The 12,517-nt window shown below is 55.5% G+C and carries 11 protein-coding genes; 6 read left to right on the top strand and 5 right to left on the bottom strand.

Going from position 1 to position 12,517, the window contains the following annotated elements:
• Nucleotides 1-33: 33 nt before the first annotated feature.
• A complete protein-coding gene (locus ACQG1Y_RS22355; protein WP_023304591.1) occupies nt 34-1,620 on the bottom strand; it encodes an STY4199 family HEPN domain-containing protein in 1,587 nt (528 codons plus the stop codon).
• A 144-nt stretch (nt 1,621-1,764) separates the two neighbouring features.
• On the opposite strand from ACQG1Y_RS22355, the gene ACQG1Y_RS22360 reads away from it, so the two are divergent.
• Together ACQG1Y_RS22360 and ACQG1Y_RS22365 are read left to right on the top strand one after the other, a co-directional pair.
• A complete protein-coding gene (locus tag ACQG1Y_RS22360) occupies nt 1,765-2,298 on the top strand; it encodes a GNAT family N-acetyltransferase (RefSeq protein ID WP_426737078.1) in 534 nt (177 codons plus the stop codon).
• Nucleotides 2,299-2,375: 77 nt separating this feature from the next.
• Nucleotides 2,376-2,714 carry a lysozyme gene (locus ACQG1Y_RS22365; RefSeq protein ID WP_015571514.1) on the top strand — a complete coding sequence of 113 codons (339 nt, stop codon included), beginning with the start codon at nt 2,376-2,378 and terminating at the stop codon, nt 2,712-2,714.
• Here ACQG1Y_RS22365 and ACQG1Y_RS22370 read toward each other — a convergent pair.
• Nucleotides 2,693-3,295, bottom strand: a complete 603-nt coding sequence (locus ACQG1Y_RS22370; RefSeq protein ID WP_032104620.1) for a response regulator transcription factor — start codon at nt 3,293-3,295, stop codon at nt 2,693-2,695. The two genes, ACQG1Y_RS22365 and ACQG1Y_RS22370, sit on opposite strands and share 22 nt — an antisense overlap.
• Nucleotides 3,296-3,469: 174 nt before the next feature.
• Nucleotides 3,470-4,228: an SDR family NAD(P)-dependent oxidoreductase gene (locus ACQG1Y_RS22375; protein WP_103269740.1), complete on the bottom strand. Its 759-nt coding sequence runs from the start codon at nt 4,226-4,228 to the stop codon at nt 3,470-3,472.
• Nucleotides 4,229-4,347: 119 nt separating this feature from the next.
• Here ACQG1Y_RS22375 and ACQG1Y_RS22380 point away from each other — a divergent pair, with 119 nt between their 5' ends.
• The 3 genes from ACQG1Y_RS22380 (at nt 4,348) to ACQG1Y_RS22390 (ending at nt 7,906) form a co-directional block, all read left to right on the top strand.
• Complete coding sequence (locus ACQG1Y_RS22380; protein WP_017384184.1) at nt 4,348-5,247, top strand: LysR family transcriptional regulator; 900 nt, start codon at nt 4,348-4,350, stop codon at nt 5,245-5,247.
• A 50-nt stretch (nt 5,248-5,297) separates the two neighbouring features.
• The gene (yhjD, locus tag ACQG1Y_RS22385; RefSeq protein ID WP_023295574.1) at nt 5,298-6,323 is read left to right on the top strand and encodes an inner membrane protein YhjD; all 1,026 of its coding nucleotides are present in this window, start codon (nt 5,298-5,300) and stop codon (nt 6,321-6,323) included.
• 260 nt (nt 6,324-6,583) lie between these two features.
• Nucleotides 6,584-7,906, top strand: coding sequence for an MFS transporter (locus tag ACQG1Y_RS22390; RefSeq protein ID WP_015571519.1), 1,323 nt, complete (start codon nt 6,584-6,586; stop codon nt 7,904-7,906).
• Nucleotides 7,907-8,416: 510 nt separating this feature from the next.
• Here ACQG1Y_RS22390 and ACQG1Y_RS22395 read toward each other — a convergent pair.
• On the bottom strand, nt 8,417-10,459 hold the full coding sequence (locus tag ACQG1Y_RS22395) for an AsmA family protein (RefSeq protein WP_048973937.1): 2,043 nt from the start codon (nt 10,457-10,459) through the stop codon (nt 8,417-8,419).
• A 65-nt stretch (nt 10,460-10,524) separates the two neighbouring features.
• A complete protein-coding gene (gene pdeH, locus ACQG1Y_RS22400) occupies nt 10,525-11,298 on the bottom strand; it encodes a cyclic-guanylate-specific phosphodiesterase (RefSeq protein ID WP_015571521.1) in 774 nt (257 codons plus the stop codon).
• A gap of 230 nt (nt 11,299-11,528) precedes the next feature.
• Here pdeH and ACQG1Y_RS22405 point away from each other — a divergent pair, with 230 nt between their 5' ends.
• A complete protein-coding gene (locus tag ACQG1Y_RS22405; protein WP_032655468.1) occupies nt 11,529-12,458 on the top strand; it encodes a sugar kinase in 930 nt (309 codons plus the stop codon).
• The last annotated feature ends 59 nt before the right edge of the window (nt 12,459-12,517 follow it).

The raw sequence follows: 12,517 nt of genomic DNA on the forward strand, positions 1-12,517 counted from the left end.
TCCCCTGAGGGGCAGGATGAGGGGGAAAAATAATCAGCGGATCACCTCATAAATGGCAGTCTGGATGGACTGCCATTTTTTTGTGCTGGCATCGGGCTGCGTCTTCGCGCGGCGCGTTGCCATATCGGCGTCGTGCTGCTGGCGTTTCACCACCGCGGGAACGGTACAGAATGCTTCCAGGTACTGCTTACGCATAGGCGTCAGCGATTCGCCGTTCGCCATCGCATGGCTAAGCGTATTAATAAAGCGTCGGCAGGGCTTTTGCTCTGTCATTTGCAGGCGGTAGCGCAACATTACTTCGAGTACATCGTCGTAGCCTGCCGACAACGCCTCCTCCGTCCATGACATTTTCCAGTCCATCCCGCCCTGCAAAAACAGGAGCGCCACGCGGGTGTCATTGCGATTGATGGCCGAGCGGAAATTATTCTCATCCCAGGTAACACCCATGCGGGTTAACGTCTCGCGTGAGGAAGGCGTTTCGCGCATCTCCTGCACCTGCGCGGGAGATGCCGTACTGGCCACAGCCGGCTGCGGTTTACTGCTGGTCACCAGCCAGAATCCCCCCACGACAATCGCGATAACCATCACGCCAACCGCTCCCCACAGCACGCCGGAAATCAGCTGTTCGCGCTGCTCTGGCGTACGCGCGGCGCGCTGAGTCGGTTTTTCTATGCTGTCGCGCACTTCAAAAAGATCGCCGCCTGTGGTGCGGTCCATTTTTTGCGCCTTTTCCCAGAACGCGTGCAGCTCGCTTTCGTCCACCGCCATCAGCGCCGCCGGGTTAACGCGTGTCCGCCCTTCCTCAAACGCGCGCTGAACGGAGCGGGTGATCTGCGTGTAATAGCAGTCGAGCAGCTGGATTTGCGCCCCGCTTAACGGCTGCTGCACGGTGATGCTGTTGCGGATTTGTCGAATATCTTCGAGGAAGGTTTGCAGGGTTTTGCGGGGCTCTACCAGCAGCGTCAGCATGTCCGGAGCGTTAAACAGCGGCGCGTAGTAGCGGCTAAATTCTTTTTTATCCACCAGCAGCTGGGCCAGTTCGCTGAACAACATGCCGCTCAGAACATCATTAATCTCACCGTTTTTCAGCCAGCGACGCACGCGTTCAGCGTTAAACAAGGTCTTAAGATGATTATTCAGCCGCACCGGATCGGGCCACGCCTGCTGTATCAGCCCTTTAATCATCAGCTCAATGGCACGCACCTGTTTCTGCGCCTGAAGCTGGCTCTCCTTCTCTGGCACCCTCCCTGTTTCGTAGGTCAGGAGGGGCTGTTGCAGACGCAGATATTCAAGGGAGGTGACGAAGCGCATCGCCGCAATCAGCTGATTTTCGCTGACATCCTGCCCGCTTTCATACTGGGGAACACGCTGCTGAAGCAAGCGTAATTGCAGCGTAAAGGCCGTCATTTCCGCATCATTCAGATTCAGCTTCCTGGCTACGGCGCCCCACCCGCCCAGCCCCAGGCGGGCACTATCCAGTTGCTCCAGAAACCAGCGTGGATCTTTTCCTTCAGAAACATGTACATTCAACAGAAGTAAAATTTCAACAGACGCCTGACGGATCGCTGCCAGACAGTGTTCAAACTGTTCGCGGGTATGATGCGATGAGCTAATCATCATTGTTTTCCTTGAGACAATGAGTACCGCTAAAGCGGCATTAAAAGTCGTTTTTCTTTTTATTTATATGAGGTTAAACATACCTGACTTTCTGTTGAAATAAAGTGACAACCTTATAATCATTTGCAATGTCTCCGGAGGATCGTCATGCCCACCTTAACCACCGCGCGTCTCACCTGCTCGCCGCTGCAAGAGCAAGACTGGCCCTTTTTTCTGTCGCTACAGCAAAATCCTGAGGTGATGCGTTTTGTCGCCCCTGCGCGTAGCGAGGCGGACATTCGGGAAGCCTTTGAGTCTCGTCTGTTGCCGTGGACGCCGGGCAGCTCGCACTGGCTCTGCCTTGTGGTGCGTGAGACGGCCAGCCAGACGCCGCTGGGCGTAACCGGCTATGTGCACCGGGAAGCAGATTGTGCTGAAGTCGGTTTTCTATTTGCGCCCTCTGCGCAGGGGAAAGGTTACGGCTTTGAATCTCTGCGGGCTGTGTGTGATTTCGCGCTGACTCAGGGTAATATCCGTCGGCTCACCGCCACCGTGACGGCGGGAAATATCGCCTCAAGGCGACTGCTGGAAAAAACAGGTTTTCAACTGGAAGGTGAGTTGCGTGAGAGTTATTTCCTTTCAGGGCAATGGCATAACGACTGGCTATTCGGTTTACTGAAAAAGGAATTCCCGTTCAGTTAAACCTGATCAACAGCCATTTGGCGGATATTTCCCCGGCGGCGTTTCCTCTATAGTCGCGCCACTAAGAGGAAACGCTTATGACGGGTTATGCAATGCAGATATCTTCTGCTGCAATCGCATTAATTAAAAAACAACAGGGTCTTTCCCTGGAGAAATACCGTGACGAAAAGGGTATATGGGTTATTGGTTATGGTCACGTGATTCGCCAGTGGGAAAAATTTAACAGTCTCATCACGCCGATTGAGGCGGAGAATTTGCTTTTTAATGATATTCAATTATGTGAGGCGCTGCTGCGGGAAATGAACAAACGCCCATTAACCCAACAGCAGCATGACGCCCTGATATTAACCCTCTTCAGTTTTGGGGAAGAGTCCCCTCTGCCTGAGAAGATCCTTCAGGCCGTCGCCCGGGTGTAGTACATCGCGGCCTGCGTCCGGTTTTTGACATCAAGACGCCGGAAAAGCGTCTCAAGATGGGCTTTTACCGTTGCCGCACTGATATTGAGATTACGACCAATCTCTTTATTGGACTCTCCGGCCGCCAGTAACTTCAATACCTCACGCTGGCGCTCGCTTAACACTGCCAGTTCATCCTGAGAGGAGTGCTGCTTCAGCCATTCGCCGGGAAAACAGACCATTCCACGCGATACGGAATCCAGCACTGCGGAAAAGCGTTCGGGATTCGCATTGCGGGGAACTATCGCCACCACGTTGCGCTGAAACATTTGCTCAACCCAACGTCGCTCTTTTTTCGTTAACACCAACACCACGCGCGACGCTGGAAAACGATCCATAATCTCTTCCAGTAAAGCCACACCATTATCACGAATTAAATACCCATCTATCATGACGATAGCGGAGGGTGACGCGGATAATTGCGCCCATAATTCATCAGTCTGACGAGCCCCTGTCATCTCTATTTTCGGAATTAACTTCTGCAAACTGTACATCGCTCCATGAATAAATAATGACTGCCTGTCAAACATGATTACTCGCATCGTTTTACTCCTCTGAGAATAGCGAAGGGGGATTCTACAGAGGCATTTTTTAAGAAAAAACTCAATGAATGGAGAGGTTACAAATCACCCAGCTCTCTTTATATCTTCCAGCATTTAGACATACCTGTTTTAAGGATTTCCTTAAGAGGGTTCCCTCCCCCTTAAGACTGAACATTACAGGAACATACCGCCTGAAACTTCAATACGTTGCGCATTCATCCAGCCCAGTTTGTCACTGAGCAACGCCGCAATGGCGTCACCAATATCATCGGGCAGGCCCACGCGTCCCAGCGCTGTCTGCGAGGCCAGCAGCTGGTTAAGCTCCGCATTATCCCGCACGCGTCCGCCCCCAAAGTCGGTTTCAATCGCGCCGGGCGCGATGATATTGACGGAAATTCCACGCGCACCAAGCTCTTTTGCCTGATAGCGGGTCAGCACTTCCATCGCCCCTTTCATTGCCGCGTAGGTGCCTGAACCGGGCTGAGTAAAACGTGCCAGTCCGCTGGAGACGTTCAGGATCCGCCCTCCGTCTTTTATGAGCGGCAGCAGCTGTTGCGTGAGGAAAAACGGCCCTTTGAAGTGAATGTTCAGCACATCATCAAACTGCGCCTCGGTCGTCTCGGTATAGGGTGCGTATAACCCTGTACCTGCGTTGTTCACTAAATAGTCAAAGGTGTCACGTTGCCAGACGTGTTTGAGGGTATCCTTCACCTGCTGAGCAAAGCGCGAAAAGCTTACCGTATCGCCGACGTTAAGCTGCAATGCTGCCGCTTTTCCACCTGTTCCCTCGATTTCGCGCACAACTTCCTGCGCCTCCTGCTGGCTGTTGTTCCAGGTCAGGATGATCCCTGTCCCTTCCGCGGCCAGCTTCAAAACGGCATTTTTCCCCAGGCCGCGGCTACCGCCCGTCACTAAAGCAATACGTTCACTCATAATTCACCTCGTTTCGGCTGTGATGAAGATTGAGAAAGAGCTTATTAGATGGTAGAAAATCAATAAATAGTGCCGTCAGCGCTTCACTGTTTCATTCATAACAACATTGACCAACATCTATGGATAAAATACACGCAATGCAGCTTTTCCTTCGGGTCGCGGAACTGGAAAGTTTTTCCCGCGCGGCGGAGACGTTAAGCCTGCCGAAGGGGAGCGTATCGCGACAGATCCAGGCACTGGAAAACGCACTGGGCACGCAGCTGCTGCACCGCACTACCCGCCGCGTCAGCCTGACGCAGGACGGCATGGTTTATTACGAGCGCGCTAAAGATCTGCTGATGAATCTGGACGAACTGGACGGCATGTTCCTGCACGACCCTTCAACCATCAGCGGTCGGCTACGTGTGGATATGCCCGTTGCCATTGCGCGAAATGTAGTCATTCCGAAACTGCCTGCATTTTTACAACAGTTTCCCGGCATTGAGCTGGAGCTGAGTAGCAGCGATCGTCTGGTCGATGTCATCCGCGAAGGATTTGACTGTGTGGTTCGCGTGGGAAACTTAAAGGACTCCGGGCTTATCGCCCGCCCGCTTGGGAAACTCTCGGTGATTAACTGCGCCAGCCCGGATTATCTGACGCGATTCGGCTACCCTGAGACGCTGGACGATTTGGCTTCGCATGCCCTCATCCACTACTCCGCCACGCTGGGCACGCGTCCGCAGGGTTTTGAGTATTACAACGGCAGCGCGACCCAGTGGGTAAAAACGGGAGGCGTATTGACGGTTAACAGCACTGAAACCTATCAGGCCGCCTGTATCGCCGGGCTTGGCATTATTCAGGTTCCGCGCGTCGGGGTGCGTGATGCCCTGCGCACGAAAAAACTCGTTGAGATCCTGCCGCAATACCGGGCTGAACCGATGCCCGTCTCCCTCATTTATCCCCACCGCCGTAACCTCTCCCGCCGGGTGCATGTGTTTATGGAGTGGCTTACCGAACTCACAAAAGGTTACGTCGACTAGTCACAAGCTATAATTCAGTAACATCCAGCTCAACGAAAAGGAAAATGCGCGTGACGCCGGAAAATAACCCGCAACGACCGACTCAACATTTAGATTATGAACCCATCAAAAAGATGGATAACGAACCTGAAGCGCCGAAAGAGCCTGGAACGGCCAGCAAAGCGCTGGGCACCGTGACCGGCATAGCCGAAAAAATTCAGCAGATACCCGCGATTGCTCACCTGATACGCGCCGCTGAGCGCTTTAACGACCGCATGGGAAATCAGTTTGGCGCAGCGATTACCTATTTCTCGTTCCTGTCGATGATCCCCATCCTGATGGTGTCATTTGCCGCCGCCGGTTTTGTGCTGGCGTCTCACCCGACGCTGTTGCAGGACATCTTCAATAAGATCCTGACCAACGTCAGCGACCAGACGCTCGCCGCAACGCTCAAAAGCACCATCAACACCGCCGTGCAGCAGCGTACCACCGTGGGTATCGTCGGGTTGCTGATTGCGCTCTATTCCGGGGTGAACTGGATGGGCAACCTGCGTGAGGCTATTCGCGCCCAGTCGCGTGACGTCTGGGAGCGTAGACCGCAGGATCAGGAGAAGATATGGGTGAAGTATTTGCGCGACTTTATTTCGCTGATTGGGCTGCTGGTGGCGCTGGTCATTACGCTCTCCATCACCTCGGTCGCCGGTTCCGCGCAGCAGATGATTATCTCCGCGCTGTACCTGGATTACATTGAATGGCTGAAACCGGCCTGGCGCGGCATTGGGCTGGCCATTTCTATCTTTGCTAACTACCTTCTGTTCTTCTGGATCTTCTGGCGTTTGCCCCGCCATCGTCCGCGCAAGAAGGCGCTAATGCGCGGGACATTGATTGCCGCCATTGGTTTTGAGGTGATCAAGATTGTGATGACCTATACGCTGCCGTCCCTGGTGAAGTCTCCCTCCGGCGCGGCCTTTGGTTCGGTGCTGGGGCTGATGGCTTTCTTCTATTTCTTCGCTCGCCTGACGCTGTTCTGCGCCGCGTGGATCGCCACGGCAGAGTATAAAGATGACCCGCGCATGCCGGGTAAAACCCACCGCTGATATCATGTCGGGCTGATATTTCAGCCCGATTCGCCATTTCAGCATATAAATCCAGGCCGTAACTTTTATTTAACGCAAAACCAGTTTTAATGACTGATATTTAAAAAGTGTGAAGCATTTCATAGAAGTGTTTTCGCTGGTCTGAAAATTATCCGCTTTTTGTTGCTTTTATGACCACACCACGCCTTTGTTACAGATTGAAATGTCGCTTTTGCTATGCCTAATATGGCCCTTCGTTCGTCCAAAAATAAGAAAATATTATGCAAGCAACAGCCACCACACTTAACGAAGGGGCGGAACACGTTCCGGTCAACTCGCGCAATAAAGTCGTCGTCGCATCGCTGATTGGCACCGCCATTGAGTTCTTCGACTTTTATATTTACGCCACCGCTGCGGTCATTGTCTTTCCGCATATTTTCTTCCCTCAGGGCGACCCGACGGCAGCCACGCTACAGTCTTTAGCCACCTTTGCTATCGCCTTCGTTGCGCGTCCGATTGGTTCAGCGGTCTTTGGGCATTTTGGCGATCGCGTCGGCCGTAAAGTGACGCTGGTTGCCTCGCTGCTGACGATGGGGATCTCCACCGTCGCCATCGGCCTGCTGCCGACCTATGAAACTATTGGCATTCTGGCGCCTGTGCTGCTGGCGCTGGCGCGCTTTGGGCAGGGTCTGGGGCTGGGCGGGGAATGGGGCGGCGCGGCACTGCTGGCGACCGAGAACGCCCCGGCGCGCAAACGAGCCCTGTATGGCTCTTTCCCGCAGCTGGGCGCACCGATTGGGTTCTTCTTTGCTAACGGCACCTTCCTGCTCCTCTCCTGGCTGCTGACTGATGAACAGTTCATGAACTGGGGCTGGCGTATTCCATTCGTCTTCTCCGCCGTGCTGGTGCTGATTGGCCTGTACGTTCGCGTGTCGCTGCACGAGACGCCGGTCTTCGCTAAAGTCGCCGCGGCGAAAAAGCAGGTTAAAGTTCCGCTGGGGACGCTGCTGACCAAACACCTCCGCGTGACCGTGCTGGGCACGTTCATCATGCTGGCGACCTACACGCTGTTCTACATCATGACCGTTTACTCCATGACCTTCAGTACCGCCGCCGCGCCGGTCGGCCTGGGCCTGCCGCGTAACGAAGTGCTGTGGATGCTGATGATGGCGGTCATCGGATTTGGTGTGATGGTGCCCATCGCGGGCCTGCTGGCGGATAAATTTGGCCGTCGTTCAAGCATGATCGTCATCACCTCGCTGATTATTCTGTTCGCGCTGTTTGTCTTCCCGCCGCTGCTGGGTTCAGGTAGCCCTGCGCTGGTGATGGCGTATCTGCTGATTGGCCTGAGCCTGATGGGGCTGACTTTTGGCCCAATGGGCGCGCTGCTGCCGGAGCTGTTCCCGACTGAAGTGCGTTACACCGGCGCGTCGTTCTCCTATAACGTTTCGTCGATTCTGGGCGCCTCGGTGGCTCCGTATATCGCCACATGGCTTCAGGCGAACTATGGCCTGTTCTATGTGGGTGTCTATCTGGCGGCAATGGCAGCGCTGACGCTGATTGCGCTGCTGCTGACGCACGAGACGAAGCATCAGGCGCTGTAAGTGAATGCCGGGTGGCGGCTACGCCTTACCCGGCCTACGATTCAGCCCTCACCCACAGGGCTGAGGGCTCCCCACAAAATAATGCCTGCACAGACGGCCCCCTCTCCCTTGAGGGAGAGGGCTGGGGTGAGGGGGAACATACGGCTCAGGTGGTCATTCCGTTCACTTTATGTTCCTTGCTACTCTGTCACGACATGAGCGGTGAACGTGCCAGGGTGGCTCAGTCGCCACCACCCTGGCGACCCGGGCTTCCGGCGGAAAATCGCCGCTTCGCGGTGCCTTCGGCTTATTCCTTCCGGCTTATCGGGGACGGGCGGAGGTAACATCCCTGTAAAGCCCGCCCTCTCGGCGCATCCCTGCGCCTCGCCCCGGCCTACAGGAAACGCCTCAGCGATTTACAGCCGGACCGAGGCATCGCTGAAAGCCCTCAGTTATTCTGAGGCAACGTTATAGCTTTTGCTTTCAAATTACTGGAGCCCCCTCTCCCCACAGGGAGAGGGAGAAACGGGACTACTTCTTCATCTGCGACAAAATCGTCCGACACTGATTCGCTTCACCTTCTGACGGCGAAATCAACGCCAGCAGCGCCGCCGCAGGGGTGACCAGCGTAGCGAGCGCGGCGGCGACCGCACCACGCGCAATCAACGGCCCGGCCTTCACGCCCGCCTGAGGATCTTTGAAGGTCCCGCGAACGTACAGCGGCGAGCGCAGGGTGATGATACGAATGCCTTTACTTTCCGGATCGATGGTTAAATCCAGCTGCTCGGACGCCATGCTGGCGGTACCGGTGACGTTGATAACCGCGTTTTCCGTGTCGAAAGCGAAGATCTGCGGACGCGCCACGCCGTTGACCAGATCCAGATTTGCCGCCGCGCAGTTAACGCGTACTTCGTCGTCACCGAAGATTTGCCCGATGATAAAGTTCCCGACGTTCAGCCCCAGGATCTCCATCAGGTTACGGCTCACCAGCCCGTCGTTCATCAGCAGCTTCAGGTTGCCGTTTCCGCTACCCAGCAGCGCCGCTACCGAGTTACCCGTGCCGCGAATATCCGCGTCGCCGTTCATCTCACCGAGGGTTTTCTGCATCAGCTCCACGTCCGGCATCAGCTCTTTCAGCTTCAGCCGACGCGCCTGGATCTCCGCCCTTCCCTGCATTGGCTTTTTATCCCCCTCCAGGTGGATATTCGATGAGATGGTTCCCCCGGCCATGCCAAACTTCAGCGGTTGCAGGCGCAGGTCGGCGTTTTTCAGGATGATATGGGTCGAGAGGTTGCTCAGCGGCAGCGTGCTGCCATGCTCAATTTTACGTCCTTTGAAGCGCACATCCGCATCCATCACGTCCCATTTGTCGGTTTCGAAGCGGTCATAGGGCAGCACTTTACCCGCAGGCTGAACGTCCTTTTTAACCTCTTTAGACTTCGTGCCTTTGCCCGAATCTACGCCAATCAGCGGACCAAGATCGGCCAGACGCAGCTGGCGGGATTCAACGTCCCCCTCCAGTTTCGGGCGCGGTTTACCGGTGGTGTAGGTCAGCGTGCCGTGGATATCGCTGTCGCCGATGCGGCCGTTGAATCCCCGGTAGTCAAAGACGGACGATTTTTCGGTGTTGATTTTGGCAACCAGGCGCCCGTCCGTTTCAAACGGCGGGGTATCCGGCAGCAGCACGCCGGTCAAATCGTACAGTTCACCCAGCGAATCCCCGGCAAACTTAAGCTGGAGGTCGACGCCGCCCATGTTCATCGGGTCGTTAACCGTGCCCACGAACGCCACGCGGGTGTTGCCCGAGCGGAAATCCGCCTGCACCGGGAACGGCGTGCCCTCACTCCTGAGCGCCAGCATGCCGCCGATTTTGCCTTTACCGGTCAGCGGCTGGCCGTTGTAGCGCCCTTTCGCCGTCAGGCCGAAGACGTAATCGCCCGCTTTGCTGTCATCGCCTTTGGCTTTACTGCCCGTCACTTCGCTAAACGGCAGAGGCTTACCCAGCGGATCGACGAGGATCTCCACGTCAGCCTTACTCACCTTATCGTCAATGGCGATCCTCCCCCGATCGAACAGAATATTGTCGAGGCGGAAAGACCACGAAGAGGGCTGCGCATTCTGATCTTTATCGCCGCTGCTGGCGAGATCGAACGTCCAGTTGTTGTTTTTCTCTGACAGGCGAATTAGCCGCGCGTCGGGCTGCTGAAGTTTGATCCACGGCAGATACACCGTTTTGGTTAACAGGGCTAACGGCGCCAGCGTGGCTTCCACGCGCGGCAGGTGGATCATGGTCACTTCGGGGATGTCCGGCGGGTTGCCGAGAATGATGTCGTCGGCGTGAACGTGCGGCCATGGCACCCAGCTTCGCCAGCCGGATTCCTCTTTCTGGCGCTCCCACACGACACCCAAATCGCCACGTATTGCGAAGGGGCGGTTTAGCTCGGTTGAGACTTTCTGGTTGATGGTCGGTTTGAGCCGGTTCCAGTCAAACGTGGCGATAATGATGATTAAGACCACGATCAGCAACAAGAAAATCCCTGCTGTCCAGGAAATCACCCTGGTTGTTTTTGTCATTGTTGTCCCCTTTCCTGATGAACTTGCCTCTAAAACTATAGTTCAGACAAAGGGAAGCGGGCAGATCAGAGGGTGGTTATCACCTTTTCCAGGGTATCCATGGGGACAGGACGAGAGAGGAAATAACCCTGTGCCGCCGCTGCCGGGGAATTTTGCACGTCGCGCCACTCCTCCAGCGTCTCTACGCCTTCCACAATGACGCCCTGGCAATAGCGGTTCATCAGTTGCAGGAGCATCGTAAACAGGTTCCGTCCCTCCGGCGTCTGGCGCAGCATGATAAACAGATCGCGGGCCACTTTGATGTAGTCATAACGCACTTCGCTCAGGGCGGAGAAGTTGGCCATACCGGTACCGAAATCATCCAGCCACAGCGGGCCAAACTCACACATCGAGGCAAACGAGGAGTCCTGCGGCAGCTGAACATGTTCAACCAGCTCGAAGCGCATCCACGGCAAGGTGGCAATCAGCGCCTGCAATGTCGCGTTCTGACGTAACGCCATCAGGGTTGGGCCATCCACGTTCACCGACGCCAGAATACCGTGCTGCTCGAAGAACGCCTGCTTCGTCGCCAGCATTCTCAGCTGCTCTTCCAGCACGTCGATACGCTGACGCACGGCAACCTCCGCAAAATAGCGGTCCGGTGCAATACGCTGTGAAGGATTCGATGGATGAGTGACGACCGTTAACACCTCAATCGCCATTAACCGACCGTCGGTACGGTAGATGGGCTGATAGGTGTACGCTCGCTCACATTGCAGCCAGTAGCGATGCTCCTGCAAGTTCTCAATACTTGCCTCAGGCGTAGTGCTCAGCCGCTGGATAACCTGCTCTGACTTCATTTCGGATGTCCTGTTGTATGGGATAGCCTTTCTGGACTCGTCACTGAGTTATCGGCCCGCCAGGTGAGAACTTTATGTTCAATTCACCGGGAAAATGAAATTAAGATGACAGAAATATGCCGGAATACGCGCTGGCTCAAAAAAAATAATGGAACGTCGTTTTAATATAGTTGACCATAAAAAACACACAGCGCACACTACCCTTAATTACTTTGTTCAGGTTCACGACTATGTCTAAAAAAATTGCCGTGATTGGCGAATGCATGATTGAGCTGTCCCAGAAAGGCGCGGAAGTCAGCCGCGGTTTTGGTGGCGATACATTGAACACCTCCGTTTACATTGCCCGTCAGGTCGCCCCCGACGCGCTGAGCGTGAGCTACGTTACCGCGCTGGGAACGGACAGCTTCAGCCAGCAGATGCTGGAAGCCTGGCAGGGTGAAAACGTTGGGACCTCGCTGATCCAGCGAATGGAAAACCGCCTGCCGGGTTTGTACTACATCGAAACCGACAGCACCGGCGAGCGCACCTTCTATTACTGGCGTAATGAAGCGGCCGCCAAATTCTGGCTGGAAAGCGAGGCCGCCGCTGCCATTTGCGAAGAACTGGCGACCTTCGATTATCTCTACCTGAGCGGGATCAGCCTGGCGATCCTGAGCCAGGAGAGCCGTAAAAAGCTGCTGTCACTGCTGCGCGAATGCCGGGCCAATGGCGGTAAGGTGATTTTCGATAACAACTACCGTCCGCGTTTGTGGGCCAGCCGCGAAGAGACGCAGCAGGTCTACCAGCAGATGCTCGAATGCACCGATATCGCCTTCCTGACGCTGGATGATGAAGATGCTCTGTGGGGCGAAAAACCGGTTGATGAGGTCATTGCCCGGACGCAGGCTGCCGGGGTCAGCGAAGTGGTGATCAAGCGCGGGGCGGAGTCTTGCCTGGTGGCGGTTGCAGGTGAAGCCGTGACAGAGGTGCCGGCGGTGAAGCTGGCGAAAGAGAAGGTAATCGATACCACGGCGGCGGGAGATTCTTTCAGCGCGGGGTATCTGGCGGTACGTCTGACGGGGGGAACGCCGGAAGCGGCGGCGCAGCGCGGTCACTTGACGGCCAGCACGGTGATTCAGTATCGCGGAGCGATTATTCCGCGCGAGGCGATGCCTGCTTAAGGACTGTGCGGGCTGATGCCCGCACCCTAATCCTCTCCCTCAGGGCTGAGGGAACGCAG

Source organism: Enterobacter cloacae complex sp. 397G4, from assembly GCF_050031515.1.
Taxonomy (GTDB): Bacteria; Pseudomonadota; Gammaproteobacteria; order Enterobacterales; family Enterobacteriaceae; genus Enterobacter; species Enterobacter hormaechei_C.

Excerpts from the sequence above, each read along its gene's own strand:
- ACQG1Y_RS22380 (WP_017384184.1), top strand. The coding sequence starts at position 4,348 with ATGGATAAAATACACGCAATGCAGCTTTTCCTTCGGGTCGCGGAACTG.
- ACQG1Y_RS22355 (WP_023304591.1), bottom strand. The coding sequence starts at position 1,620 with ATGATGATTAGCTCATCGCATCATACCCGCGAACAGTTTGAACACTGT.
- ACQG1Y_RS22365 (WP_015571514.1), top strand. The coding sequence starts at position 2,376 with ATGACGGGTTATGCAATGCAGATATCTTCTGCTGCAATCGCATTAATT.
- ACQG1Y_RS22390 (WP_015571519.1), top strand. The coding sequence starts at position 6,584 with ATGCAAGCAACAGCCACCACACTTAACGAAGGGGCGGAACACGTTCCG.
- ACQG1Y_RS22395 (WP_048973937.1), bottom strand. The coding sequence starts at position 10,459 with ATGACAAAAACAACCAGGGTGATTTCCTGGACAGCAGGGATTTTCTTG.
- ACQG1Y_RS22360 (WP_426737078.1), top strand. The coding sequence starts at position 1,765 with ATGCCCACCTTAACCACCGCGCGTCTCACCTGCTCGCCGCTGCAAGAG.
- ACQG1Y_RS22405 (WP_032655468.1), top strand. The coding sequence starts at position 11,529 with ATGTCTAAAAAAATTGCCGTGATTGGCGAATGCATGATTGAGCTGTCC.
- ACQG1Y_RS22375 (WP_103269740.1), bottom strand. The coding sequence starts at position 4,228 with ATGAGTGAACGTATTGCTTTAGTGACGGGCGGTAGCCGCGGCCTGGGG.
- ACQG1Y_RS22370 (WP_032104620.1), bottom strand. The coding sequence starts at position 3,295 with ATGCGAGTAATCATGTTTGACAGGCAGTCATTATTTATTCATGGAGCG.
- pdeH (WP_015571521.1), bottom strand. The coding sequence starts at position 11,298 with ATGAAGTCAGAGCAGGTTATCCAGCGGCTGAGCACTACGCCTGAGGCA.